At 57.1% G+C, this 24,578-nt stretch carries 24 protein-coding genes; 14 read left to right on the top strand and 10 right to left on the bottom strand.

Annotated features, from left to right (window positions below):
* Positions 1-142 precede the first annotated feature (142 nt).
* The 5 genes from ACLGE8_RS05435 to cysE all read left to right on the top strand — a co-directional run bounded on the left by ACLGE8_RS05435 (position 143) and on the right by cysE (position 3,336).
* A complete protein-coding gene (locus ACLGE8_RS05435; RefSeq protein WP_410997022.1) occupies positions 143-574 on the top strand; it encodes a rhodanese-like domain-containing protein in 432 nt (143 codons plus the stop codon).
* 38 nt (positions 575-612) lie between these two features.
* A complete protein-coding gene (gene grxC / locus ACLGE8_RS05430; RefSeq protein WP_185667469.1) occupies positions 613-864 on the top strand; it encodes a glutaredoxin 3 in 252 nt (83 codons plus the stop codon).
* Between the two features lie 84 nt (positions 865-948).
* Positions 949-1,416: a protein-export chaperone SecB gene (gene secB / locus ACLGE8_RS05425; RefSeq protein WP_064541041.1), complete on the top strand. Its 468-nt coding sequence runs from the start codon at positions 949-951 to the stop codon at positions 1,414-1,416.
* Positions 1,416-2,435, top strand: coding sequence for an NAD(P)H-dependent glycerol-3-phosphate dehydrogenase (gene gpsA / locus ACLGE8_RS05420; protein ID WP_333495457.1), 1,020 nt, complete (start codon positions 1,416-1,418; stop codon positions 2,433-2,435). Before secB ends, gpsA begins: the two co-directional genes overlap by 1 nt.
* Before the next feature lie 79 nt (positions 2,436-2,514).
* Positions 2,515-3,336, top strand: a complete 822-nt coding sequence (gene cysE, locus ACLGE8_RS05415; protein WP_185667467.1) for a serine O-acetyltransferase — start codon at positions 2,515-2,517, stop codon at positions 3,334-3,336.
* Between the two features lie 181 nt (positions 3,337-3,517).
* On the opposite strand, the gene trmL is transcribed toward cysE, so the two are convergent.
* The 5 genes from trmL to ACLGE8_RS05390 form a co-directional block, all read right to left on the bottom strand.
* Positions 3,518-3,991, bottom strand: a complete 474-nt coding sequence (gene trmL / locus ACLGE8_RS05410) for a tRNA (uridine(34)/cytosine(34)/5-carboxymethylaminomethyluridine(34)-2'-O)-methyltransferase TrmL (RefSeq protein WP_333495458.1) — start codon at positions 3,989-3,991, stop codon at positions 3,518-3,520.
* 221 nt (positions 3,992-4,212) lie between these two features.
* Positions 4,213-5,397, bottom strand: a complete 1,185-nt coding sequence (gene lldD, locus ACLGE8_RS05405; protein WP_410997019.1) for an FMN-dependent L-lactate dehydrogenase LldD — start codon at positions 5,395-5,397, stop codon at positions 4,213-4,215.
* Positions 5,394-6,170 carry a transcriptional regulator LldR gene (gene lldR, locus ACLGE8_RS05400; RefSeq protein ID WP_410997017.1) on the bottom strand — a complete coding sequence of 259 codons (777 nt, stop codon included), beginning with the start codon at positions 6,168-6,170 and terminating at the stop codon, positions 5,394-5,396. Before lldR ends, lldD begins: the two co-directional genes overlap by 4 nt.
* Positions 6,167-7,822: an L-lactate permease gene (lldP, locus tag ACLGE8_RS05395; RefSeq protein ID WP_410997015.1), complete on the bottom strand. Its 1,656-nt coding sequence runs from the start codon at positions 7,820-7,822 to the stop codon at positions 6,167-6,169. Before lldP ends, lldR begins: the two co-directional genes overlap by 4 nt.
* A 284-nt stretch (positions 7,823-8,106) precedes the next feature.
* A complete protein-coding gene (locus ACLGE8_RS05390; protein ID WP_185667462.1) occupies positions 8,107-8,469 on the bottom strand; it encodes a YibL family ribosome-associated protein in 363 nt (120 codons plus the stop codon).
* A 274-nt stretch (positions 8,470-8,743) separates the two neighbouring features.
* Between ACLGE8_RS05390 and ACLGE8_RS05385 the strand changes: the two genes are divergently transcribed.
* The 7 genes from ACLGE8_RS05385 (at position 8,744) to yiaY (ending at position 16,017) form a co-directional block, all read left to right on the top strand.
* Positions 8,744-8,956 (top strand): hypothetical protein, encoded by a 213-nt coding sequence (locus ACLGE8_RS05385; RefSeq protein ID WP_410997013.1) that lies wholly within the window; start codon positions 8,744-8,746, stop codon positions 8,954-8,956.
* Between the two features lie 199 nt (positions 8,957-9,155).
* Positions 9,156-9,521 (top strand): DUF3302 domain-containing protein, encoded by a 366-nt coding sequence (locus ACLGE8_RS05380; RefSeq protein WP_410997012.1) that lies wholly within the window; start codon positions 9,156-9,158, stop codon positions 9,519-9,521.
* A 2-nt stretch (positions 9,522-9,523) separates the two neighbouring features.
* Positions 9,524-10,660, top strand: a complete 1,137-nt coding sequence (locus ACLGE8_RS05375; protein WP_410997011.1) for an HlyD family secretion protein — start codon at positions 9,524-9,526, stop codon at positions 10,658-10,660.
* Between the two features lie 74 nt (positions 10,661-10,734).
* The gene (locus ACLGE8_RS05370) at positions 10,735-11,343 is read left to right on the top strand and encodes a glutathione S-transferase (protein ID WP_410997010.1); all 609 of its coding nucleotides are present in this window, start codon (positions 10,735-10,737) and stop codon (positions 11,341-11,343) included.
* Between the two features lie 99 nt (positions 11,344-11,442).
* Positions 11,443-12,834 carry an L-seryl-tRNA(Sec) selenium transferase gene (gene selA, locus ACLGE8_RS05365; RefSeq protein ID WP_410997009.1) on the top strand — a complete coding sequence of 464 codons (1,392 nt, stop codon included), beginning with the start codon at positions 11,443-11,445 and terminating at the stop codon, positions 12,832-12,834.
* Positions 12,831-14,681 carry a selenocysteine-specific translation elongation factor gene (selB, locus tag ACLGE8_RS05360; RefSeq protein ID WP_410997008.1) on the top strand — a complete coding sequence of 617 codons (1,851 nt, stop codon included), beginning with the start codon at positions 12,831-12,833 and terminating at the stop codon, positions 14,679-14,681. The genes selA and selB overlap by 4 nt, the downstream gene beginning before the upstream one ends.
* Positions 14,682-14,865: 184 nt before the next feature.
* Positions 14,866-16,017: an L-threonine dehydrogenase gene (yiaY, locus tag ACLGE8_RS05355; protein WP_410997007.1), complete on the top strand. Its 1,152-nt coding sequence runs from the start codon at positions 14,866-14,868 to the stop codon at positions 16,015-16,017.
* A gap of 78 nt (positions 16,018-16,095) precedes the next feature.
* Here yiaY and ACLGE8_RS05350 read toward each other — a convergent pair whose 3' ends face one another.
* The 3 genes from ACLGE8_RS05350 to ACLGE8_RS05340 all read right to left on the bottom strand — a co-directional run bounded on the left by ACLGE8_RS05350 (position 16,096) and on the right by ACLGE8_RS05340 (position 20,022).
* Positions 16,096-16,422: a hypothetical protein gene (locus tag ACLGE8_RS05350; RefSeq protein ID WP_410997006.1), complete on the bottom strand. Its 327-nt coding sequence runs from the start codon at positions 16,420-16,422 to the stop codon at positions 16,096-16,098.
* A 221-nt stretch (positions 16,423-16,643) separates the two neighbouring features.
* The gene (locus ACLGE8_RS05345) at positions 16,644-18,611 is read right to left on the bottom strand and encodes a glycoside hydrolase family 127 protein (RefSeq protein WP_410997004.1); all 1,968 of its coding nucleotides are present in this window, start codon (positions 18,609-18,611) and stop codon (positions 16,644-16,646) included.
* Between the two features lie 10 nt (positions 18,612-18,621).
* Complete coding sequence (locus tag ACLGE8_RS05340) at positions 18,622-20,022, bottom strand: MFS transporter (protein WP_410997002.1); 1,401 nt, start codon at positions 20,020-20,022, stop codon at positions 18,622-18,624.
* Between the two features lie 240 nt (positions 20,023-20,262).
* On the opposite strand from ACLGE8_RS05340, the gene ACLGE8_RS05335 reads away from it, so the two are divergent.
* Together ACLGE8_RS05335 and ACLGE8_RS05330 are read left to right on the top strand one after the other, a co-directional pair.
* Positions 20,263-21,081 (top strand): helix-turn-helix domain-containing protein, encoded by an 819-nt coding sequence (locus tag ACLGE8_RS05335; protein WP_410997000.1) that lies wholly within the window; start codon positions 20,263-20,265, stop codon positions 21,079-21,081.
* Between the two features lie 121 nt (positions 21,082-21,202).
* Positions 21,203-21,664 (top strand): 4Fe-4S dicluster domain-containing protein, encoded by a 462-nt coding sequence (locus ACLGE8_RS05330; protein ID WP_410996998.1) that lies wholly within the window; start codon positions 21,203-21,205, stop codon positions 21,662-21,664.
* On the opposite strand, the gene ACLGE8_RS05325 is transcribed toward ACLGE8_RS05330, so the two are convergent.
* Positions 21,656-23,371, bottom strand: coding sequence for a ShlB/FhaC/HecB family hemolysin secretion/activation protein (locus ACLGE8_RS05325; RefSeq protein ID WP_410996996.1), 1,716 nt, complete (start codon positions 23,369-23,371; stop codon positions 21,656-21,658). The two genes, ACLGE8_RS05330 and ACLGE8_RS05325, sit on opposite strands and share 9 nt — an antisense overlap.
* A 104-nt stretch (positions 23,372-23,475) precedes the next feature.
* Positions 23,476-24,570: a collagen-like triple helix repeat-containing protein gene (locus tag ACLGE8_RS05320; protein WP_410996995.1), complete on the bottom strand. Its 1,095-nt coding sequence runs from the start codon at positions 24,568-24,570 to the stop codon at positions 23,476-23,478.
* Positions 24,571-24,578: the final 8 nt, after the last annotated feature.

Here is a 24,578-nt window from a genome sequence, read left to right as displayed (position 1 = left end):
AAAACGCACAATTCTTCCCTTTTTTCCGTAGCACTCCGCAGAAAACTCATTACATCGCGCGCGCTGGCTGTATTTGCGCCACGCCGCAGGTATACTCCATCCCTGGTTTTTAAACATTACACGTCGGGAGCTGTTACCCCCCATGCAAGAGATTATGCAATTTGTTGGTCGTCACCCTGTCCTGAGCATCGCGTGGGTCGCGTTGCTGGCGGCCGTACTGGTCACCACCTTTAAAGGGCTGATGTCTAAAGTTAAGGTCATCAACCGTGGTGAAGCGACCCGTCTGATTAACAAAGAAGACGCGGTGGTGGTTGATCTGCGTCAGCGTGACGATTTCCGTAAAGGCCACATCGCCGGTTCTGTGAACCTGCTGCCGGCTGAAATCAAAGCCAACAACGTTGGCGAGCTGGAAAAACATAAAGACAAGCCGGTTATCGTTGCCGACGGTTCGGGCATGCAGGCGACTGAATCTGCTAACGCACTGCTGAAAGCCGGCTTTGAAAAAGTCTTCGTACTGAAAGAAGGTATCGCTGGCTGGAGCGGTGAAAACCTGCCTCTGGTTCGCGGCAAATAATTCCGGCTCATTCATCGGGTAAAGTCAGGAGAGCTGTCATGGCTAAGATTGAGATCTATACCAAAGCGACATGTCCTTATTGCCATCGTGCGAAGGCGCTGCTGTCTGAAAAAGGCGTTGCCTTCCAGGAACTGCCAATCGACGGTAATGCCGAAAAGCGCGAAGAGATGATTCAGCGCAGCGGCCGCACCACGGTTCCGCAGATTTTTATTGATGCACAGCACATTGGCGGCTGTGATGACTTGTACGCGCTTGATGCGCGTGGTGGACTCGATCCCCTGCTGCGCTAATGCTTTGCGAGGCGTTCACGCCTGACCTGGGCGGGCGTGAGGCATACCGCTTTTTTTAAGGACAACACGAAAGGGTTTTTACACATGTCAGAACAAAACAACGCAGAAATGGCTTTCCAGATTCAGCGCATCTACACCAAAGATGTTTCTTTCGAAGCACCAAATGCACCACATGTTTTCCAGAAAGATTGGCAGCCAGAGGTTAAACTTGATCTTGATACCGCTTCCAACCAGCTGGCTGAAGGCGTGTATGAAGTGGTGCTGCGTGTCACCGTAACGGCGACCCTTGGCGAAGAAACCGCGTTCCTGTGCGAAACTCAGCAGGCGGGTATCTTCTCCATCGAAGGTATTGAAGGGACTCAGATGGCTCATTGCCTGGGCGCATACTGCCCGAATATCCTGTTCCCGTATGCGCGTGAATGTATCACCAGCCTGGTTTCCCGTGGGACTTTCCCACAGCTGAACCTTGCGCCGGTTAACTTTGATGCGCTGTTCATGAACTATCTGCAGCAGCAGGCTGGCGAAGGTGCAGAACAACATCAGGATGCCTGATGAACGCACTTAATGCTTCAATGACTGTGATCGGTGCCGGCTCGTACGGCACCGCTCTTGCCATCACCGTGGCAAGGAACGGCCACCAGGTTGTACTCTGGGGCCACGATCCCAAACATGTCGCGACCTTACAGCACGATCGCTGCAATGCGGCATTCCTTCCCGACGTTCCGTTCCCCGATACCCTCCACCTGGAAAGCGACTTAGCGACCGCGCTGGCCGCCAGCCGCGATATTCTGGTGGTGGTGCCAAGCCACGTGTTTGGCGACGTATTGCGCCAGATGAAACCACTTCTGCGTCCTGACGCTCGCCTGCTATGGGCGACGAAAGGGCTGGAGGCTGAAACCGGCCGCCTGCTGCAGGACGTGGCGCGTGAAGCGCTGGGCGACGAGATTCCACTGGCGGTGATTTCCGGCCCAACCTTTGCCAAAGAACTGGCGGCAGGTTTGCCAACGGCGATATCGCTGGCGGCAACGGACCCGGTCTTTGCCGACGATTTGCAGCAGTTGCTGCACTGCGGCAAGAGCTTCCGCGTTTACAGCAACCCGGATTTCATCGGCGTCCAGCTGGGCGGCGCGGTGAAAAACGTGATTGCGATTGGCGCAGGTATCTCCGACGGTATCGGCTTTGGCGCGAACGCACGTACGGCGCTGATCACCCGTGGCCTGACCGAAATGTCGCGCCTTGGCGTGGCGCTGGGCGCTGACCCGGTGACCTTTATGGGCATGGCGGGGCTCGGCGATCTCGTGTTGACCTGTACTGACAACCAGTCGCGCAACCGTCGTTTCGGTATGGCGCTGGGGAAAGGCGCACAGGTTCAGGAAGCGCAGGACAGCATTGGCCAGGTGGTCGAAGGTTACCGTAATACCAAAGAAGTCCGCGAGTTGGCGCACCGTGTAGGTGTCGAAATGCCAATAACCGAGGAAATTTATCAGGTATTATATTGCGGAAAAAACGCGCGCGAGGCAGCATTGACCTTATTAGGTCGTGCACGCAAGGATGAGCATAGCGGCAGCTAAAAACGCAGGAAACCTTTGTCATCCCGACGATCCGGCAAGCGCAGACTTGCCGATCGTTCCAATATGTCTGGAGTAAGCAATGTCGTGTGAAGAACTGGAAATTGTCTGGAACAATATTAAAGCGGAAGCCAGGGCTCTGGCGGACTGTGAGCCTATGCTCGCCAGTTTCTATCACGCGACGTTACTCAAGCACGAAAACCTCGGCAGCGCTTTAAGTTACATGCTCGCCAACAAGCTGGCTTCGCCGATTATGCCTGCCATCGCTATCCGCGAAGTGGTGGAAGAAGCCTACGCCGCAGACCCGGAAATGATTGCCGCCGCCGCCTGTGATATTCAGGCCGTGCGTACCCGTGACCCGGCGGTCGACAAATATTCTACGCCGCTGCTGTACCTGAAGGGCTTTCACGCCTTACAGGCCTACCGTATCGGCCACTGGCTGTGGGCGCAGGGGCGACGTGCGCTGGCCATTTTCCTGCAAAACCAGGTATCGGTGTCGTTCCAGGTGGATATTCACCCGGCGGCGAAGATTGGCCGCGGCATCATGCTTGACCACGCGACCGGCATTGTGGTGGGCGAAACCGCGGTTATCGAAAACGATGTCTCTATCCTGCAGTCCGTGACCCTCGGCGGTACCGGTAAAACCAGCGGCGACCGTCACCCGAAAATCCGCGAAGGCGTGATGATTGGGGCCGGGGCGAAGATCCTCGGAAATATCGAAGTGGGTCGCGGGGCGAAGATCGGCGCGGGCTCGGTGGTGCTTCAGCCGGTTCCACCACACACCACCGCTGCGGGCGTACCAGCGCGTATCGTTGGCAAGCCGGAGTCGGATAAACCAGCGATGGATATGGACCAGCACTTCAACGGCATCAATCACGGATTTGAGTACGGCGACGGGATTTGATTCCTTGCCTGGTGGCGCTGCGCTTACCGGGCCTACCAAACCGTAGGCCGGATAAGGCGTAGCCGCCATCCGGTAAATATCAACTGCGCAATACCGCGGCTTTCCCGGCGTCGCTTCGCTCGGCCGGGCTACCTTTAACTGTAGCCCGGGCAAGGCGCATCGCGCCGCCCCCGGGAATGCGCTAGCTGCGCAATACCGCGCCCGGATACCCCAGCTGGCGCCACGCCTCATATACCACCACCGACACTGCGTTCGACAGGTTCATGCTGCGGCTGTCCGGCATCATTGGAATACGAATTTTTTGCTCCGGTGGCAGCGCGTCCAGAATGGTCGCCGGCAGCCCACGCGTTTCCGGGCCAAACATCAGATAGTCACCGTCCTGATAGCTCACCGCGCTGTGGGCGGGCGTGCCTTTGGTGGTCAGGGCAAACAGACGCTGCGGGTTTTCGCTCTCAACAAAGGCGGCGTAATTGGCATAGCGCGTGACGGCGGTGAACTCGTGGTAGTCCAGCCCGGCGCGGCGCAAACGCTTGTCATCCCAGGCAAAGCCCATCGGTTCGATGATATGCAGACGAAAGCCAGTGTTGGCGCACAGACGGATGATGTTCCCGGTATTAGGTGGGATTTCAGGTTCGAATAAAACGATGTTAAGCATGCTGCCCCCTTGGATTGCGGGGCAGGATAGCAGAATTTGGGGAAACCCTCACCCCGGCCCTCTCCCTGAAAGGGAGAGGGAGCAGAGCAGGTCTGCGGGTGAGCAAACGAAACCGAACAATCCCCTTGCCCCTAGGGGGATGCGGGTGTGCAAACGATACTAAACGGTCCCCTCGCCCCTACGGGGAGAGGGTTAGGGTGAGGGGAAAAAACCGCACGACCCTACGCCGCGCTCCCCTGCTGAATAGCCCCAAACGTCTGTGCCACTTCCACACTCTGCACCAGCGAATCACGGCTAATCTCTTTAATCGATTTCGCCCCGGTCAGCGTCATCGCCACCTTCATCTCTTTCTCAACCAGATTCAGCAGGTTAGCGACACCTGCCTGGCCGTGAGTCGCCAGCGCATACAGATACGCACGGCCTAACAGCACGCTGTCCGCGCCCAGCGCAATCATGCGCACCACGTCCAGGCCGTTGCGGATACCGCTGTCGGCCAGGATCGTAATATCGCCTTTCACCGCATCGGCAATGGCCGGCAGCGCGCGAGCGGAGGAGAGTACGCCGTCAAGCTGGCGGCCGCCGTGGTTGGAAACGACGATCCCGTCGGCACCAAAGCGCACCGCGTCGCGGGCATCTTCCGGGTCGAGGATCCCTTTGATCACCATCGGGCCGTCCCAGAACTCACGGATCCACTCCAGGTCTTTCCACGAGATGGACGGATCGAAGTTATTCGCCAGCCAGCCGATGTAATCTTCCAGCCCGGTTGGCTTGCCGAGGTAGGTGGAGATATTGCCTAAGTCGTGCGGGCGACCGTTCAGGCCCACGTCCCACGCCCACTGCGGATGGGTGGCGGCCTGCCAGTAGCGGCGCATGGCGGCGTTGGGGCCGCTCATGCCGGAGTGGGCGTCGCGGTAGCGTGCGCCGGGGGTTGGCATATCAACGGTAAAGACCAGCGTTGAACAGCCTGCCGCTTTGGCGCGCTCCAGCGCGTTGCGCATAAAGCCGCGATCGCGCAGCACGTACAGTTGGAACCACATCGGGCGCTTGATGGTCGGGGCGACCTCTTCAATCGGGCACACCGACACGGTGGAAAGCGTAAACGGAATACCTTTGGCATCGGCGGCGGCGGCGGCCTGCACCTCACCGCGACGAGCGTACATGCCGCACAGACCAACCGGCGCGAGCGCCACCGGCATCGAGAGCTGCTCTTTGAACAGCGTGGTTTCCAGGCTCAGGTCGGACATATTTCTTAAGATGCGCTGGCGCAGCGCCACATCTGACAGGTCTTCCACGTTGCGGCGCAGGGTGTGTTCCGCATACGCGCCACCGTCAATATAGTGGAACAAGAACGGCGGCAGGATGCGCTGGGCGGCGGCGCGATAATCGCTCGCGGCGGAAATAATCATGCTTTTTTCTCCCTGGAAAGTTCAGTGTGGTCGTCGGGCAGGCGGGTAATCCGCGCCTGGCGGGCCAGGTCTTCATCGAAACGTTTAATGGTGGTGTGGACAAAGCCGAGATGCGCCATCATCGCCTGACGAGCACCTTCGGCATCGCCAGCGGTGATGGCGTCGAGGACGGCCAGATGCTGCTCGGTGAGCTTCGCAAACACCGGCGGCACCAGATACATGCGCTCGCGACTCTGAATCACCGAAGATTGCAGCAGGTCGAAGAAGCCACGCATGGTTTGCAGCAGCACCACGTTGTGAGATGCCTCTGCGATGGCCAGATGGAAGCGAACGTCGGCCTGTGAGGCGAGGTCCGGGTCGTCGCTCTGGGTGGCTTCAAAGCAGAGGCGGATTTTTTCTTTATCGGCCTCGGTCGCGCGCATCGCGGCGTACCAGGCGGTGCTGGCTTCGATGGCGTGGCGGGCTTCGAGGATATCGAAGCTGTAGTCCGGGTCATCGGCCAGCAGGGTTTTCAGCGGTTGCACAATATTCTGTTCAGACCAGCCCTCATGCTGCCAGCGCACGAAGGTGCCGCCGCCGCGACGACTAAGCAGTAATCCTTCGCTTACCAGCTTCGCCAGCGCTTCGCGCAGTGAGTTGCGCGAGACGCCGAGCTGGGCTGCCAGCTTCCTTTCGGCGGGTAATCGCATACCCGCTTCCAGTTGCTGTTCTTCAATCAATGCCCGCACGCGGCAGGCGACATCGTCTGACAGACGTTTGGGCACGATTATCACGGGATCATCCAGGTTAAGACGTACGCCTGCAGCGTGGTAATCACGCCCACCATACAGGTGAAGATCAGGCTGTGTTTCACGGTAAAGCGGAACAGGTCAGACTCTTTGCCCACCAGACCCACCGCCGCACAGGCAATGGCGATAGACTGCGGTGAAATCATCTTCCCGGTCACGCCGCCGGTGGTGTTGGCAGCAACCAGCAGCACGTCCGACACGCCAATCTGCTGCGCGGCGGTAGCCTGAAGCGCGGCAAACAGGGCGTTGGAGGAGGTGTCTGAACCGGTCAGGAACACGCCGAGCCAGCCGAGGAACGGTGAGAAGAAGGTGAACGCATGGCCGGTATGCGCCAGCGCCAGTGCCAGCGTCGACGACAGGCCGGAGTAGTTCGAGATAAAGGCGAACGCCAGCACCATGCCGATGGAGTAAATCGGTAACGCCAGCTCTTTCAGCGTGGAGCCAAAGGTGCTGATGGCATCTTTCGGCTTCATGCGCAGCCAGACGATAGAGAGCAGGGCGGCAAACAGAATCGCGGTGCCGGTCGCTGACAGCCAGTCAAATTTATAAACCGCCGCATAAGCCGTGGCCTGACTGACTACCGGAGGCATACGCGCAACCAGCTTGTCGAGGTACGGTACCGAAATGTTAATTACCAGGTCATACAGCGCGCCGCCCGGGGCAAACAGCGCTTTGAATGGCGGAATGCTCCACAGGGTGACGGTCGCGGTCAGGAACAGGAACGGCGACCAGGCGCGAACCACTTGTCCTGCGGTGTAGTGAGTGCGCGACAGGTTCATATCGACCTGCGAAGCGCCCATATCGCCAAAGCGGAAAATACGTACCGGCTGCCAGCGCTTGAGGAACAGCGTCAAACACACCAGAGAAACCAGCGAAGAGATGATGTCCGGCAGTTCCGGCCCGAGGAAGTTGGAGCTGAGGTACTGGGCGATAGCAAACGAACCGCCCGCGACCATCACGGCAGGCCAGGTCTCTTTGATGCCGCGCCAGCCGTCCATAATCGCCATGATCCAGAACAGCACGATAATGGTCAGGAACGGCAGCTGACGGCCAACCATCTGGCCGATTTCAAAGCTGTCCAGGCCGGTGACTTGCCCGGCCACCAGGATGGGAATACCCATCGCGCCGAACGCTACCGGCGCGGTGTTGACGATAAGGCACAGGCCTGCGGCATACAGCGGGTTAAAGCCAAGGCCAACCAGCAGCGCGGCGGTAATCGCCACCGGTGCGCCAAAGCCTGCCGCCCCTTCGAGGAATGCGCCGAAGGAAAAGCCGACAATCAGCATTTGCAGACGCTGGTCCGGGGTAATCGAGAGGATCGACGAACGAATAATGTCGAATTGCCCGGTCTTCACCGAGATTTTGTAGACGAAGACGGCGGCGATAATAATCCAGGCAATCGGCCACAGGCCGTAGAAGAAGCCGTAAACCACCGACGCCAGCGCGCGGTCAACCGGCATCTTGTAGAACAACAGCGCCACGGCCAGCGCGATAAATACCGTCCAGCTTGCCGCGACATAGCCTTTCAGCTTGAGCTTAATCAGCGCGAAGAAGAAGAACAGGATCGGAAGTGATGCGATCAGGCTGGACAGCCAGATATTCCCGGCCGGATCGTAGTTTTGTTGCCAGAGGCTCATGCAGGTCTCCAGGGGGCCACACGCGCCGGTTGCGGTGAGTCTATGCTCAGCTCTGCGTCACGGTTTATGTAAAATTGGCCCTGCCAATATGGTGATGTAGGGGTAATGCCAATGAATGGTTAACTAAATGTTATGTTCTAGCAATGTGTTTGTGACTAGAAATAATGGAATTGTGAACCAATAGCGATTTGGTTGTGAAATTGGTTGGGCCAATTGCGGGAGAGATTTTTGGGGGGGGAGGAAAGGCAACCTTCTCCCGGCGGGAGAAGGTTCAGGGGAGAGACTTAGAACTCGCTCTTCGCGAACCCGGTCATCTCCTGCAGGCCCATTTCGCGGCCAAGGGCGCTCATTGGGTGCACAACGACCAGACCACGGACGCTTTTCTTCAGCTTGCCCATGTCGGCCTGTTCTTTTTTGGTAATCGCGCGGCTGAACGGCAGTTTGGTCAGCTGCTGCGCTTCTTTACTGAGTTTCTGAGTACGCACTTCACGCAGACGCGCGATTTCCGTTTCAAGCTTAGTTTTTTCAACCTCAAGCTCGGCGTACTTCTCGGCGCCTTCCACCAGGGACAGCGCTGCCTGCTGGTGGCGAATCGCATCAAGCAGGTCGCTCAGGCGTTTAATTTCGTTTTTTTCGATTTCTTTCATGTTGCTGGTATCTGATAACAAATAGACGTAATAGCCTCTAGTATGCGCGTTGTCGCTCATTTCTGGTAGTTAATTATACAAAATGGAGAAGTTTCTTTGCGTGATAATAAGCATATTACTCAAGTAATGACATGAATTATAAAGTGATTTCTGAAATGAGTTAACGCGATCGCTTTTTTGAAAATAAGTGACAAAAATCCGCACATTTTCCTTAACCTGGTTGGCGTTGATTAACCATTCTTAAAGTAAGGTTAAACGATGAGGAGGACGTGCGATGAGCAATAAAATGGGTGAAAACATTCCGCAGATTATCGATAAAGCGGTCGATTTTATGGCCTCCAGCCAGGCGTTTGTCGAATACCTGCACAAAAAGCCGCATAACGATCGCGTGCCGGAGGATATTCCGGAAGATAAAGCCGAGATGTTCCTTGAGCGTCTGGCCTACTATCGCAACCTGTACCGTCCGGTAGATTCTCAACACAAATAGCGTCGGTTTGGGCTGTTTCTCAAACGGGTAATGCACTGGGTATTACCCGGGATATACTTTGCCTCTCTCCAGAAATAAAAATTACCCCGCCGGGTGATGGCGAAAATAGCGTTTGAATATTATTTTCAACATATCGGTCAGTCGTGTCTTCGGCCGCCAGACATCTCAAAAACCCGAATAGCGTGAATCTGAGGCAGGTATGTTTCTAAACTATTTTGCGTTGGGTGTGCTCATCTTCGTCTTTCTGGTGCTGTTTTACGGAATCATCATGATCCATGATATTCCCTATAACATCGCGAAAAAACGCAACCATCCCCATGCCGATGCGATTCATACTGCCGGGTGGGTTAGCCTGTTTACTCTGCACGTGATATGGCCCTTTCTATGGATCTGGGCGACGCTCTACCAGCCCGACCGGGGGTGGGGCATGCAGGCGCATATTCCCGCGCCAGAACCCCAACCGCCCGCTGACGATACTCTCGCCCGGCTTACCCAAAGGGTGACGGAGCTTGAGCAAAAGCTGGCGGACATTCGCCCCTCGGCTGACACGACTGCGGAGCAATAAACATGGATCTGCTGATTGTTTTGACCTACGTCGCGCTCGCGTGGGCGGTATTTAAAATATTCCGTATTCCGGTGAATCAATGGACGCTGGCAACCGCGGCATTGGGCGGTATCTTTTTAGTTAGCGGACTTATTTTATTAATGAACTATAACCACCCTTATACCTTTACGGCCCAGAAGGCGGTGATTTCCATTCCAATTACGCCGCAGGTCACCGGCGTCGTCAGCGAAGTAACGGATAAAAATAACCAGCTGATTAAAAAAGGCGAGGTGCTATTTAAACTCGACCCGACCCGCTATCAGGCACGGGTAGACCGCCTCCAGGCCGACCTCGTTACCGCCACGCACAATATCGATACCTTAAAAGGCCAGCTTTCCGAGGCTCAGGCCAACACCACGCGAGTCTCGGCGGAGCGCGACCGTTTGTACAAAGACTATCAGCGTTACCTGAAGGGCAGTCAGGCGCGGGTGAACCCTTTCTCTGAAAGCGATATCGACAACGCCCGACAGAACTATTTGGCCCAGGATGCGATGGTCAAAGGCTCGGTTGCCGAGCAGTCGCAGATTAAGAGCCAACTGGACAGCATGGTTAACGGCGAGCAATCGCAGATTGTCAGCCTGCGCGCACAGTTGGCGGAAGCCAAATATAACCTCGACCAGACGGTGGTTCGCGCACCCAGCGATGGTTACGCCACGCAGGTGCTGATCCGCCCTGGTACTTACGCCGCCGCGCTGCCGCTGCGCCCGGTGATGGTGTTTATCCCGGAACAGAAACGGCAAATAGTGGCGCAGTTCCGCCAGAACTCGCTGCTGAGACTGGAAGCGGGTGATGATGCCGAAGTGGTGTTTAACGCGCTACCCGGCCAGGTGTTTCACGGCAAACTCGCCAGTATATTACCGGTGGTACCAGGCGGTTCTTATCAGGCACAGGGAGCACTGCAATCGCTCACGGTGGTTCCGGGCACCGACGGGGTGATGGCGCTTATCGATTTGGACCCTAATGCCGATGTTGATGCGTTGCCGGACGGCATCTACGCCCAGGTTGCCGTTTACTCTGACCACTTCGCCCACGTCTCGGTGATGCGTAAAGTCCTGCTGCGCATGACCAGTTGGATGCATTATCTCTATCTGGATCACTAGGCGGGCAAAAACCAGAGGGCGAATGCGGCGACCTGAGCCATACTGATCTCTTTGTTGGCGCAAAGGAGATGAAGATGAAACTGGTCGGCAGCTATACCAGCCCATTTGTACGCAAAATATCGATCCTCTTACTGGAAAAGGGGATCGCTTTTGAGTTTGTTAACGAACAGCCCTACAACGCCGAAAACGGCGTGGCGCAGTATAACCCGCTGGGCAAAGTGCCCGCGCTGGTGACGGATGACGGCGAGTGCTGGTTCGACTCCCCGATTATCGCCGAGTACATCGAGCTGTTGGGCGTGGCGCCGGAGATGGTGCCGCGCGACCCGCTAGCCGCGCTGAAAGTGCGTCAGATGGAGTCGCTGGCCGACGGCATTATGGATGCGGGGCTGGCGTCGGTCCGCGAGCAGGCGCGCCCGGCGGCACAGCAGTCGGAAGCCGAAGTGCTGCGCCAGCGCGAGAAAATTCGCCGCAGTCTGGACGCGCTGGAAGGCTATTTGGCGGACGGTACGCTGAAAACCGATACCCTCAACCTGGCCACCATTGCCATTGCCTGTGCGATTGGCTACCTGAACTTCCGCCGCATTGCGCCGGGCTGGTGCGTGGATCGGCCAAATCTGGTGAAGCTCGCCGAAACGCTCTTCCTGCGTGAAAGTTTTGCGCGCACCGAACCGCCAAAGGCTTGATTGAACGCTATAACGCGGAGCTGCTGTACATTGTACAATCCCTCCCTTATGACTCCCTCTCCCGTCGGGAGGGGTAACATTTAACCGTCAGGCCTACTCATGACTACCGATACCCGTTCGCTCTACAGCCAGCTTCCGGCGACCGATCGCCTGCTTCGCGATCCCGCTTTTGCCCGTTTACTCGATACCCATGGTCACTCGCAGGTGGTGGAACAACTCCGCCAGATGCAGGATGAGGCGCGCCTTTGCATTCGCGAGCAGCAGATGCTTCCCGCCTGGTGCGACGATTGGGCGCAGGAGACGCAGCGCCGTTTGAACCGTGATGCACAAAGCGCGTTGCGCCCGGTGATTAACCTGACGGGGACGGTACTGCACACTAATCTTGGGCGCGCGCAGCAGGCGCAGGCGGCGATTGCTGCTGTGACCCAGGCGATGCGCGACCCGGTGACGCTGGAGTACGATCTCGACGGCGCAGGGCGAGGGCACCGTGATCGCGCGCTTGCCGATCTGCTGTGCCGTTTAACCGGTGCGGAAGATGCCTGCATTGTGAATAACAACGCCGCGGCGGTGCTGCTGATGCTGGCGGCGACGGCGGCGGGAAAAGAAGTTGTGGTTTCACGCGGTGAGCTGGTGGAGATTGGCGGGGCGTTTCGCATTCCCGACGTGATGCGTCAGGCGGGCTGCGTTCTGCATGAAGTGGGCACTACCAACCGCACTCATGCGAAAGATTACCGTCAGGCCTTCAACGACAACACCGGGCTGCTGATGAAGGTACATACCAGCAACTACAGCATTGAAGGCTTTACCAAATCGGTAGAAGAAGCGGAACTGGCGGAGATTGGCCGCGAGCTTGGCGTGCCGGTGGTGGCAGATCTCGGTAGCGGTTCGCTGGTTGATCTCAGCCGCTACGGCCTGCCGAAAGAACCCATGCCGCAGGAGATGATTGCCGCAGGCGTCAGCCTGGTCAGTTTCTCCGGCGATAAGCTGCTCGGCGGCCCGCAGGCCGGGATTATCGTTGGCAAAAAGACGCTGATAGCCCAGTTACAGCAGCATCCGCTTAAACGTGCGCTGCGCGCTGATAAAATGACCCTCGCCGCGCTGGAAGCCACGCTGCGCCTCTATTTACACCCGGAAAAGTTGGCGGCAGAGCTGCCGACGCTGCGCCTGTTAAGCCGCCCGGTTGAAGAGATTCACCAGCAGGCGTTACGCCTGCGCGAGCCGCTGTTGCAGCGCTATGGCGATGAGTTTGCGGTGCAGGTCATGCCGTGTGCGTCGCAGATTGGCAGCGGTTCGCTGCCGTCTGAAAGCCTGCCGAGCGCCGCGATTGCGCTGACGCCGCTTGATGGCAGAGGCAGCCGGCTGGAGGCGCTTTCCAGCGCCTGGCGCAGCCTGCCCGTTCCGGTCATTGGCCGTATTTATGATGGGCGTCTGTGGCTCGATTTACGCTGCCTTGAAGATGAACCCCGATTCCTGGAGATGTTGCTGAAATGATTATTGCCACCGCCGGTCACGTTGACCACGGCAAAACCACCCTGCTGCAGGCGCTCACCGGTATTAACGCCGACCGCCTGCCGGAAGAGAAATCCCGCGGTATGACGATTGACCTCGGTTACGCCTACTGGCCGCAGCCGGATGGGCGCGTGCTGGGCTTTATCGATGTGCCAGGGCATGAAAAATTCCTCTCCAATATGCTGGCAGGCGTGGGTGGCATTGACCATGCCCTGCTGGTGGTGGCATGCGATGACGGCGTGATGGCACAAACCCGTGAGCATCTGGCGATCCTCCAGTTGACCGGTAACCCGACGCTGACCGTCGCATTAACTAAAGTCGACCGCGTTGATTCCGCGCGTATTGACGAAGTTCGCTGTGAAGTCGCCGATGTTCTGCGTGAATACGGCTTTGAACAGGCGACGCTGTTTGAAACCGCTGCGATGGAAAACCGCGGTATTGATGAGCTGCGCGACCATTTGCGCCAGCTGACCGCCCGCGAGCACCCGGAAAACCAGCGTTTTCGTCTGGCGATTGACCGCGCGTTTACCGTTAAAGGCGCAGGGCTGGTGGTGACCGGCACGGCGCTGTCGGGCGATGTGCGCGTGGGCGACACGCTGTGGCTAACCGGCATGAACACGCCGATGCGTGTGCGCGGCCTGCATGCGCAGAATCAGCCGGTCGAACAGGCCCACGGTGGCCAACGTATTGCGCTGAATATTGCCGGGGCGGCGCAAAAAGAAGATCTTAACCGTGGTGACTGGCTGCTGAGCGAAGCGCCGCCCGCACCGTCTGAACGGGTGATCGTCGAGCTACAAAGCCATGTGCCGCTGACCCAGTGGCAGCCGCTGCATATCCACCATGCGGCGAGCCATATCACCGGGCGCGTGTCGCTGCTGGAAGATAACCTGGCCGAACTGGTGCTCGACGCGCCGCTGTGGCTGGCGGATAACGACCGGCTGGTGCTGCGCGATATCTCAGCAAAAGTGACGCTGGCCGGGGCGCGCGTGGTGACGCTCAATTCGCCGCGTCGCGGCAAGCGTAAACCTGAATATCTGGCGTGGATTGCCGCACTGGCGCTGGCCAAAGAAGATGCGCAGGCACTGGCGGTGCATCTCACCCGCGACGCCGTTAATCTGCGTGATTTTGCCTGGGCGCGCCAGTTGAGCACTCAGGGCCTTGAGAAGCTGATTGCCCAGCCGGGCTTTATTCTCGCGGGCGATAGCCTGCTGGATGCGCCGCTGGCGGCCCGCTGGCAGCGCAAACTGCTGGACGCGCTGGCGATTTATCATGAGCAGCACAAGGATGAGCCGGGGCCAGGCCGCGAGCGCTTACGCCGCATTGCGCTGCCGATGGAAGACGAAGCGCTGGTGCTGACGCTTATCGAGCAGATGCGTGAAAGCGGCGTGATTGCCAGCCACCATGGTTGGCTGCATCTGCCGGACCATAAAGCGGGCTTTACCGATGAACAGCAGGCAGTGTGGCAGAAAGCCGCGCCGCTGTTTGGTGATGAACCTTGGTGGGTGCGTGATCTGGCGACGCAAACCGGTACTGATGAAAACATCATGCGCAGCGTGTTACGCCTGGCGGCGCAGCAGGGGATGATTACCGCGATTGTCAAAGACCGCTACTATCGTAACGACCGGATTGTGACCTTTGCGAGCATGATTCGTGAGCTCGACCAGGAGAAAGGCTCGACCTGCGCGGCGGACTTCCGCGACAAGCTTAACGTCGGCCGTAAGCTGGCGATTCAAATTCTCGAATATTTTAACCGTATTGGTTTTACCCGCCGTCGCGGGAATGACCATTTATTACGCGATGCGCTACTGTTCCCGGATAATAAAAATTAACAAAACACTGCGAAAAGATATCAAATAAAATACATGGATATATAAAACTCTAAAAAGCACACCATAAACAATAACATGGTGTGCATTTTGTTTTATTAATAGATAAAAATGCCAACTTGATCGGGTTTTCTCGATAAATATTGCTATAGCCTCGACAGCCTGCTTATTAAATAAAGGAACTATCATGGCTGCATCGACTTTCTTCATTCCATCTGTGAATGTCATCGGTAATGGCGCGTTAAATGACGCAATGAGCACAATGAAAGAGTACGGCTATCGCCGTGCGCTGATTGTCACCGATGCAGTGCTGAACAAGCTGGGCGTTGCCGGTGATATCCAGAAACGTCTGCAGGAATTCGACATCATGAGCGTGGTGTTTGATGGCACCCATCCAAACCCTACAACGGTCAACGTTGAAGAGGGTCTGGAAATGCTGCGCGCCAATGATTGTGATTGCGTCATCTCCCTGGGCGGCGGTTCTCCGCACGACTGCGCGAAAGGGATCGCGCTGGTGGCTGCCAACGGCGGCGATATCCGTGATTACGAAGGCGTTGACCGCTCTGCGAAGCCTCAGCTGCCAATGATCGCGATTAATACCACGGCGGGCACGGCGTCTGAAATGACCCGTTTCTGCATCATCACCGACGTCACGCGTCATATCAAAATGGCGATTGTCGACAAACACGTGACGCCAGTGCTGTCCGTTAACGACTCTTCCCTGATGGAAGGCATGCCGAAAGGGCTGACCGCCGCCACCGGTATGGATGCGCTGACCCACGCGATTGAAGCCTACGTTTCTATCGCCGCCACGCCGATTACCGACGCCTGCGCGCTAAAAGCGATCACCATGATTGTTGAAAACCTGCCGACCGCCGTTGAACACGGTAGCAACAGCGAAGCGCGTGAAGCGATGGCCTACGCGCAGTTCCTGGCGGGCATGGCGTTCAACAACGCTTCCCTGGGCTACGTTCACGCAATGGCGCACCAGTTGGGCGGTTTCTACGACCTGCCGCACGGCGTTTGCAATGCGGTACTGCTGCCACACGTTCAGGTGTTCAACAGCAAAGTGGCTGCTGCGCGTCTGCGTGATTGTGCGAAGGCGATGAATATCGATGTGAGCGCGATGAACGACGAGCAGGGTGCGGCGGCATGCGTTGATGCGATCCGTAAACTGGCGCGCCAGGTGAATATCCCTGCCGGCCTGCGTGACCTGAATGTGAAGGAAGAGGATATCCCGGTGCTGGCAACCAACGCGCTGAAAGACGCGTGCGGTTTCACCAACCCTATCCAGGCCACCCACGACGAGATTATGGCGATTTTCCGCGCGGCGATGTAATTCGGGCTCGGTAATAAAAAAAAGCAGAACGCTCGCGTTCTGCTTTTTTTGTGCCTGATGGCGCTGCGCTTATCAGGCCTACCGCTCTGGGTCGATGAGTGAGAGGCGTACTATCAGTGGGCGGAACTGGCTATAGAACCATAGCCCTGCCCAGCTCAGGCTGCCGAGAACGCCGGTAAACATCAGCGCCATCAGCGCAAACAGGCAGGGGCTGATAATCAACGTGCTAGCGCCATGTATCACTTCCCCATTCCAGCGAACGGCGAACAGCGTAATCCCAATCGCGCCGAGAATACCGTTCAGGATACCTATCGGAACGAGTGAGCAGAGCAGCCCCAGAAGGTAGATTTTATAAATTGAGCCAGCGCTGATTTTCTTTAAAGCGACGGTTTTGAATTCATCCATGTGATTGTGTTTATGCGTTATTTATCGAATGAGAACACTATAAATTATCTGGCGGTGGATGAGGTAGGCAGGATCGCCATTATGGGATGAACCTACAAATAATCATAGCCCGGCCAAGCACAGCGCCGCCGGGGAACCCGGAGTCGGCGTATTCACGCCTCGTCCGGGCTACGGGTCGTAGGCCTGATAAGCGCAGCGCCATCAGGCAACATATCGCACGATCACTCAGCCTGTTTCTCTTCGTTGACCCAAATCCGCATTTCTCCCTCGCCACGGTTCGCCCAGCTAAACCACGGAATAAAGGTCAGCGTTTGCGTCTGACGCTCGGCGGGTGCCGTGTCGTAATGCCACAGCGACTGTTTTTCTGGATGGCGCGTGGTGTACTTCACGCCCTGCGCCTGTAGCAGCACCTTGTGGGCGAAAATGCCTTTGCCTTCCAGCTCGGTAAACGTTGCGTTATCCGGCAGCCATAGATTATGCAGCTCCTCGCCGTTGTCGTCCTGCTCCAGGCAGTAGACCAGCGGCCCGCGTTTCACGGCGACTTTCCCAGCGACGTGGCGCACCAGCGGGTTACCGTAGACGCGGCGCACCGGCATCGGCATTGTCAGGGTGAGCGTATCGCCCTCAACCCAAGTGCGGCTGATATGCAGATAGCCTTTTTTCACCGTCCCCGCGACGTCACGACCGTTCAGCGCCACCTGCGGCGCGCTGCACCAGTCCGGCAGACGCAGCGCCAGCGTGTGGTTCAGCGGCTCCGGTGAATCAATGGCTACCTTGACCTGATCCTGCCACGGGTAGTTACCGCTAATTCGCAGCCGCAGCGTTTGCTCACCCACCGGCACTTCTACACTGTTACCAATGTAGAGGTTTACGTACAGCGCATCTTCGCGCGGCGTGTAGATATAGTGGCCGATGGAGGTCAGTACGCGTGCGATATTCGGTGGGCAGCAGGCGCAGCCGAACCAGCGCTGGCGCACGGGCTTCACGTGGTCGTAGATGTGGTTAAACTGCAGCGTTTTCGGGTGCACTTCCAGCGGGTTAACGTAGAAGAAGTGCTTACCGTCCAGCGCCATGCCGCCGAGCACCGTGTTATACAGGGCGCGCTCCATAACGTCGGCATACTGGCTGTCGCCTTCCATTTCCAGCATGCGACGGGCGAACATCATCAGGCCAATCGAGGCGCAGCTTTCGGCGTAGACCGTGTCGTTCGGCAGGTCGTAGTCGCTGCTAAAGGCTTCCCCGCTGCTCTGTGAACCGATGCCGCCAGTAATGTACAGCTGGCGCTGCGCCATGTTGTTCCACAGGCGCAGACAGTCCTGGCGTTTACTTTCGTCGTGGCTTAGCCGGGCAAGGTGCGCCACGCCGGTCATCAGGTAGACAAAGCGTACCGCGTGGCCGATAGCGGTTTGCTGCTCGGCCAGCGGCTGATGCGCCTGGCTGTAGGCTTTGTCTTTCACCATCCACGCCGGGCCATAGGTGTGCCAGTAGGATGTTTTACCGCGCTTCTCGTATTCATCGTCATAGAAGTGCGGCTGTTTGCCGCGCTCTTCGACGAAATAGTTCACCAGCGCCATATAGCGCGGTTCCTGAGTCACTTCGTACAGGCGCATCAGCGCCAGTTCGATCTCCGGATGGCCCGGATAGCCGTGGATCTGCTGCTCACTGGTACCGAAGACCTGGTGGATATGGTCAGCCAGACGGCATACCACCTCGAGCAGGCGGCGCTTGCCGGTGGCCTGGAAGAAGGCCACGCCCGCTTCAATCATATGCCCAGCGCAGTAAAGCTCGTGGCATTCGGCCAGGTTGGTCCAGCGCTCATCGGGCGCTTTTGCCGTAAAGTAGGTATTGAGATAACCATCTTCGCACTGGGCGGCGGCAACCAGTTCGATAACCTCATCGGCGGTGCGTTCAAGCTCGGCATCCGGCTTCTGGCACAGCGACCAGGCGACGGCTTCCAGCCACTTCGCCACGTCGCTGTCCTGGAAGACCATGCCGTAAAACTCCCCCTCCTGCTGGCCTGCGGCAATGCGGAAATTCTCTATCGCATGGCTCGGTTCGGCGTCGTCTATCCGGTCATTCAGCGCATCCCATTGATACGGGATCACCACATCGCGTACCAGCTGCTGGTACTGGGCGAAAAACGGGTCATTCACTTTCAACGTATGCAGATCGACTTCCATAACGGACATGACAAACTCCTTAAGACGAAACGTGACGCGCGCGCAGGTCGGTAGCAATGCGCGACATCATTGGGTTATTGAGCTTGCAGGCGCGGATGGAGAACGCCAGCAGCAGGTGGAACAGCGCCGGCAGAAGCGTTTCCATCGAGGATATTCCCGCCAGCGAGGATGCCGTCTGGTTTCCGGCACCCGGCTGATAAGCCACGTAGATAAAGACAAGGCTGATAATGCCCGCGCTGGAGGCCCAGGCCAGCTTGATGAAAAACAGGTTAAAGGCGAAGTTCATCCCGGAAGAGCGCACGCCGGTTTTCCACTCGCCGTAGTCATCGGAGAAGGCCATCAGCGAGAAATGCAGCGGCAGCGTGAAGCCGAGAATAATGCCGTTGCCGAGAATGACCGCGAGCCACAGGGTCTGATAGGCGGGGCCGGTGGGTAAAAACCACATTCCTACGGCGAGCGCCGCCAGCACCAGATTGGTGTAGTAATAGAGTTTGACGGTATCAAAGCGGCGCGACAGAAAGTTGATGATCACCGACCCGAAAATCGATGCGAAGGTCACCATGGTGAAGAACAGCGAGGTGTAGCCGGTCGAGCCGCCCAGCACGTAGGTGATGAAGTACATGTAGCCGCCGCCGCGAATATTAAAGACGTTAATCAGCAGGAATGACATCACCAGCATCAGCAGTAGCTGATCGTTTTTACGCAGCCCGGCGATGTGCTCGCGTAGGGTGAATTTGCCCATCATATCCAGCGACACGCGCTCGCGGACCCAGAAAAAGCAGCACAGGAACATTACCGCGGCAATCGCGCACAGCACGGCGACGCCGTATTGATACCCCTGCGCGGTATTGCCCTGCCCAAGCGCTTTCACCAGCCACGGCAGGCCAACGGAGACCAAAAAGCCCGCCACGCCGCACAGTACAAAGCGCCATGCCTGGCAGGAGATGACCTCGCTGTGGCGGGTGGTCATGGTGTTGATGAGCGCGCAGTAAGGCACGTTGATGGCGGTGTAACTGACGGAGAGCAGCAAATAGGTGCCGAAGGCCCACGCAATCTTCACGCCCATGCTGGCATCGGGCACGGTGAAGGTGAGCACACCCACAATCGCAATCGGAATCGCAATCCACATCTGCCATGGACGGAATCGGCCCCAGCGGCTCTGCGTGCGGTCGGCCAGCACGCCCATGATTGGGTCGGAAATTGCGTCAAAAACGCGCAGTGCCAGGAATAGCGTGCCGACCAGGGCAGGCGTCAGACCGAAAACGTCGGTATAAAAGAAGGTCAGGAAGTTCATGATCAGGCAGGTAATGACGGTGCCGCCTGCATCGCCAAGGCCGTAGCCGATTTTCTCCCGAACGGTTAACTTCTCGTCCAGGGTACCCGGCACAACCTCGCTGGTGGAAATGGGTGTAGCGGTCATGGGATGCTCCTCGCAATGTGGAGATGTCTGCTTTTAGTAGGGATATTGTTGTAGTGTCATGACCTGTTTAATTTTGCCTGGAAAACGGTGACCAACAAGGTCACAAAGAAGTATAAAAAGTGGGTAATTCCGACCTGATTGGAAAAGTGTGAAGGCGATCGAGCGTAAACGACTTTAATTATTAATAATCAATTAGAAAGAGTGTTTTTGCTCCACGAAAAAGCGGGATTATTAATATTTATGCTCAATCTATCCATAGCGCTTCCGATTAAGGTGCAAAACGGCGGGCTTTTTATCTCTCGGGGCGTGGGGCGTCACCCGGCCCGCAGGCTGCGTTCGTGGGAGGTGCTGTTTGTTGAGAAAGGGACGTTAGCGATTCAGGAAGAGGATCGTACTTTTCACGTTGCTGCGGGGGATAGTCTGCTGCTCTGGCCCGGTCGACGGCACGTTGGCCTCGAGGATTTTCCCGCCGATCTGAAATTCTACTGGCTGCATTTCGAGATTAACGCCTCGACGCCGCCACACCCGCTGGTCACGCATTTAGCTATTCCTCAGCAGACCACGCTACACGACCCTCAGTACCTCACATCGCTGTTTCGCCAGTTTCTCAACGAGCAGGAAAAAATTCAGCGTAACGCCTCGCTGGAACTCATTTTGCTTTTGATCTTGCAGCATATTTCGCTTTCAGCACAGCAGGCGGAGCCAAAGGATGAAGGCGGCGCGGCGCTGGCATGGAAAGCGCAGCAGGTGATTCACACGCGCTACCATCTCCCGCTGTCGACCTCCATGCTGGCGCGAGAACTGCACTGCAACGCGGACTATCTGGGGCGCGTTTATCGCCGCGTTTTCCACCTCACCATCACCGAAGCCATTCATCGCCAGCGGGTGAGGGCGGCGGAGAAGCTACTGAGCAATCATGCGCGTTCACTGAAGGAGGTCGCCGAACAGTGCGGTTTCGCTGATGTGGGGTATTTCCGACAAATCTTCCGCAAGCACACCGGGCTGACGCCCGCTGTGTGGAAGCGGCGGTACTGTAAGGAACATATCAATTCGGCCTGAGGCAAACGACTGAATTGACTCTGGCATTTAGCAAAAAATGCCCATTCCCCACGTCGGATCAAAGCGAATCGCCCCGCCGCTCTGGCACTCTTAGGGTTTATCTCTCGCAACGGAGTGGGGAATGAACCCGTTTATTGTCGCTGATTCCTTAAAGTGCATTGGCTGTCGAACCTGTGAAGTGGCCTGCGTGGTGGCGCATCAGGATGAGCAGGCGTGCGCTAGCGTCTCGCGCGAGGCGTTTCTTCCCCGCATTCGGGTGGTGAAGGGCGGGACGTTTTCCACGGCGGTGGCCTGCCACCAATGTGAAGATGCGCCGTGCAGTAACGTGTGTCCTACTGGTGCGATCCGGCGTGAAAATGGCATGGTTGCTGTTCAGCAGGCACTATGCATCGGCTGTAAGAGCTGCATGCTGGCGTGTCCATTTGGAGCGATGAACGTCAGTGTGCAGGCTCGACGACCACAGGCGATAAAGTGCGATTTATGCCGTCACCGTGAAGAAGGCCCTGCCTGTGTGGCGGCGTGTCCGACCGGAGCGCTGGCCTGTGTTGACGTTAGCCAGCGCCCGGTGCCGGGATTAATGTAGGTTGTTGAAGTTCCAGCTGAACGTCAGGCTGTAGCGCCAGTCACGATTGTGGCTGTCGGTTGGCACATCGCCCACCGGGCGCGCGGCCTCGACCGTCAGGCTGTAGTGCTTGTTGTCGCCAAACATCACCCCGGTGGCAACAGACGCAAGCCGCTGATGTGGGAGACCTGGCGCGTTGAACCAGGTCTGGGCGGTGTCGGTCAACACGTACGGCTGCACGGTGGCAACCCAGCTGTTCTCTTTTATCGGGTGCACGTAGCGAAGCTCAACCTGCCCACCATAACCGTAGTCACCGCTGGCCTCTCCGTCCTGGTAGCCGCGGCCAAAGCGCTGGGCACCGAAGCTGACGCGTTCAGGTTCGGGTAAGTCGTTATCTGACCAGTCGCCTTCCATCGAGGTGGAGAGCCGCCATTTGTCGGTGATCATCCAGGCCGCATCGATATTACTTTTCCACAGCGTGAACGAGAGATCGTTGCCGAAGGCTGGCGCGGCATCCGCCATAGACGAAATGTCTACGCCCTGACGTAGCGTTAGTTTGCCGTTAATGCTGGCGCGATCGAACGCCTGCAGGCCGTTGATGCCGAACTCAAATGCCGGGTAGCGAACGTGGCTGTTGATATCGCCGCTCGCGACTGTCTGGTTATTCTGAATCTGGCGGAGATGATTGTCATTGCGTCGGTCGGTATAGTCCACGCCTCCGTTGATGTTGAGCTGTTGCTTGCCGGTGAGGATCACCGGATAGCTGAACATCGCGCCGCCGTTATACTGAGTGGTTTTTTGTCGGGAGTCTAAGTAGCCGCCCGGGAAGTACAGAAGCGGCGTGTAGTCCCGCGGGTTATCGCGGTAGAAGCTACCTTTGAGCTGCATCATCAGCCCGTCGTCGGTCAGGAACTGTTGATAGTTCAACCCTAAATAGGATTTCCGCGTTGAGCTGTCGAGCGGAATCAGTGTCGCCAGCCCGAGCTGATCGCCATAGCTGGTTAAGTTGCTCAGCGACCCGGTGACGAACGCCATGTTTTGATCGCGACGGGTATCAATGGTCGATGAGATATCCCAGATATGCGGCTGAATACTTTTAGCCTGCATGGCCGCGGCACCATAGATGTTTTGCGGCAGCTGTGCGCTTGCATCGACGGTGACGCCGGGGGTGCGAGTCATCAACTGGGTATAGCGGTCGAAGGTTGCCTGCGTCAGCGGCTTCTCGGCCATGATTTTGGCGGCAAGCCGTTTTAAGCGCTCTGCCAGATTGGGGTTATTACTTTGAATGTCGCTGTGCGCAACATAGCCCTCGACCAGAACGATTTTGATCGTGCCGTCATGAAAGTTGTCATCCGGAAGCCAGGCGTAGGAGAGCGGATAGCCGTCAGCACGGTAGCGAAGCGTAATATCATTAATAAGCCCGACCAGCGTTTTTAACGGAACCTGTTTATGTGCGTAGGGAACAAAAGGCTGCAATAGCTCTTTTAACGGATATACAGTGCCGCCAATAAATTGAATATGATCGACTTTAATAAGCGTTTCCGGAGTTAATTTATTTTTAGGAACGCTTACGGTTAAACTCGGGGCTGCTGCAGGAGGGGCTTGCGGCGTGCTGTTATGTTCCGCCTTTGCCGGGTTATTGGGGTCAATCAATGCGGGTAATGTGTCTGCTCTGGCTATATTAAGCAGAACAACCCCCGATAGCGCATAAGCCAGGGTCGTTTTCATGACGCGTTCCTTGTGTATTTTATTGTGCAAGGATGATTATTGTTATTCTGCTGAAAAACGTGCCCCCATTGCGGGGGCACGGAAAGCATTAATAAATATATAGCTTATTTTTTTAACGTTAACCCGCTAAGCAGACCACCTAAAGGAGTGGTGGTGGTCGTGGTTGAAGAGCTGCTGGCGCTGGCGTTAGCAGAGGTGCTGACGTTGAGCGTATTGGTTAATGAGCTGACCGTGCCGCCCAGTGAGGCGTTTGCCAGCAGGCCGCCGCTGCTGGTCTGTGTGCCGGTTGGTTTCACTAAGCCACCGGCATCCGTCACGATATTCCCGACGCTAGTGACGACCTGCCCGACGCCGCCCAGTGCCGGCGTTGAGGTGCTGACGTTGTTACCAAGCCCGCTTACGGTGGTGCCCACCTGGGTGAGCAGGCCGTTAACCGGAGTGCCTAAACCGGTTGTAGTCCCGACGCCCTGAGTGACGCCCTGGACCCCAGAAAGCGTGTTATTGACGACGGAGGTTACGCCGGTCGTGGCGGCTACGGCACCTGGGCTTTGCAGCGTGCTGGTTAAGCCAGTACCGGTGCTGCTGACAATCTGACCCGCGCTATTCACCACGTTGCCAACTAACCCAGTCACCCCAGCCACCGGCGTGCCGGAGGTGCTGGTGGACAGGTTGCTACCCACGCCGGATACCGTATTCCCCAGCACCGTAACGGTACTGGTGGTCCCCTGCAGCGTCGTCCCCACGCCGTTAGGGTTTGATGAGTTCCCAACGCCGTTGGTTACGCCAGTTCCTAAGGTATCGACCGCGTTACCCACGCCGGTGACGGTTGTTGAAATGGTTGAAGTGACCGGGTTGTTGCCCGCCGTGCTGGTCAACTGACTACCCAGACCGCCCAACGTATCGCCCACGCCGGATACCGCTTTTCCGGTTTCACCCAGAATGCTGCTGCCAGCGGTTTGGCTACCGGTACCCGATCCATTGCCGTTACCATTACCGTTCCCGCCGCCGCTACCATCGCCGCCGCCGGAGCCGTCTCCACCGCCAGAACCGTCTCCACCGCCAGAACCGCTACCCGTCGTGGTGCCGTTTTTGGCCGTTGAATGTGAACCTCCGCCGCTTCCGCTACAGGCAGAGAGTGAGAAAGCAAGAAGCACCGCCATAGCAATTATGCTTAATTGGCTAATTTTTTTAGAGGCCATGATCTTAT

This window comes from Kluyvera sp. 142486 (genome assembly GCF_046569695.1).
Taxonomy (GTDB): Bacteria; Pseudomonadota; Gammaproteobacteria; order Enterobacterales; family Enterobacteriaceae; genus Kluyvera.
The sequence above is the reverse complement of the archived record's forward strand: the minus strand, read 5'-3'. Positions and strand labels throughout refer to the sequence as shown.

Bases quoted from the DNA above. Each gene is read 5' to 3' on its own strand.
- ACLGE8_RS05435 (WP_410997022.1), top strand. From the start codon at position 143: ATGCAAGAGATTATGCAATTTGTTGGTCGTCACCCTGTCCTGAGCATC.
- grxC (WP_185667469.1), top strand. From the start codon at position 613: ATGGCTAAGATTGAGATCTATACCAAAGCGACATGTCCTTATTGCCAT.
- secB (WP_064541041.1), top strand. From the start codon at position 949: ATGTCAGAACAAAACAACGCAGAAATGGCTTTCCAGATTCAGCGCATC.
- gpsA (WP_333495457.1), top strand. From the start codon at position 1,416: ATGAACGCACTTAATGCTTCAATGACTGTGATCGGTGCCGGCTCGTAC.
- cysE (WP_185667467.1), top strand. From the start codon at position 2,515: ATGTCGTGTGAAGAACTGGAAATTGTCTGGAACAATATTAAAGCGGAA.
- trmL (WP_333495458.1), bottom strand. From the start codon at position 3,991: ATGCTTAACATCGTTTTATTCGAACCTGAAATCCCACCTAATACCGGG.
- lldD (WP_410997019.1), bottom strand. From the start codon at position 5,397: ATGATTATTTCCGCCGCGAGCGATTATCGCGCCGCCGCCCAGCGCATC.
- lldP (WP_410997015.1), bottom strand. From the start codon at position 7,822: ATGAGCCTCTGGCAACAAAACTACGATCCGGCCGGGAATATCTGGCTG.
- ACLGE8_RS05390 (WP_185667462.1), bottom strand. From the start codon at position 8,469: ATGAAAGAAATCGAAAAAAACGAAATTAAACGCCTGAGCGACCTGCTT.
- ACLGE8_RS05385 (WP_410997013.1), top strand. From the start codon at position 8,744: ATGAGCAATAAAATGGGTGAAAACATTCCGCAGATTATCGATAAAGCG.
- ACLGE8_RS05380 (WP_410997012.1), top strand. From the start codon at position 9,156: ATGTTTCTAAACTATTTTGCGTTGGGTGTGCTCATCTTCGTCTTTCTG.
- ACLGE8_RS05375 (WP_410997011.1), top strand. From the start codon at position 9,524: ATGGATCTGCTGATTGTTTTGACCTACGTCGCGCTCGCGTGGGCGGTA.
- ACLGE8_RS05370 (WP_410997010.1), top strand. From the start codon at position 10,735: ATGAAACTGGTCGGCAGCTATACCAGCCCATTTGTACGCAAAATATCG.
- selA (WP_410997009.1), top strand. From the start codon at position 11,443: ATGACTACCGATACCCGTTCGCTCTACAGCCAGCTTCCGGCGACCGAT.
- selB (WP_410997008.1), top strand. From the start codon at position 12,831: ATGATTATTGCCACCGCCGGTCACGTTGACCACGGCAAAACCACCCTG.
- yiaY (WP_410997007.1), top strand. From the start codon at position 14,866: ATGGCTGCATCGACTTTCTTCATTCCATCTGTGAATGTCATCGGTAAT.
- ACLGE8_RS05350 (WP_410997006.1), bottom strand. From the start codon at position 16,422: ATGGATGAATTCAAAACCGTCGCTTTAAAGAAAATCAGCGCTGGCTCA.
- ACLGE8_RS05345 (WP_410997004.1), bottom strand. From the start codon at position 18,611: ATGTCCGTTATGGAAGTCGATCTGCATACGTTGAAAGTGAATGACCCG.
- ACLGE8_RS05340 (WP_410997002.1), bottom strand. From the start codon at position 20,022: ATGACCGCTACACCCATTTCCACCAGCGAGGTTGTGCCGGGTACCCTG.
- ACLGE8_RS05335 (WP_410997000.1), top strand. From the start codon at position 20,263: ATGCTCAATCTATCCATAGCGCTTCCGATTAAGGTGCAAAACGGCGGG.
- ACLGE8_RS05330 (WP_410996998.1), top strand. From the start codon at position 21,203: ATGAACCCGTTTATTGTCGCTGATTCCTTAAAGTGCATTGGCTGTCGA.
- ACLGE8_RS05325 (WP_410996996.1), bottom strand. From the start codon at position 23,371: ATGAAAACGACCCTGGCTTATGCGCTATCGGGGGTTGTTCTGCTTAAT.
- ACLGE8_RS05320 (WP_410996995.1), bottom strand. From the start codon at position 24,570: ATGGCCTCTAAAAAAATTAGCCAATTAAGCATAATTGCTATGGCGGTG.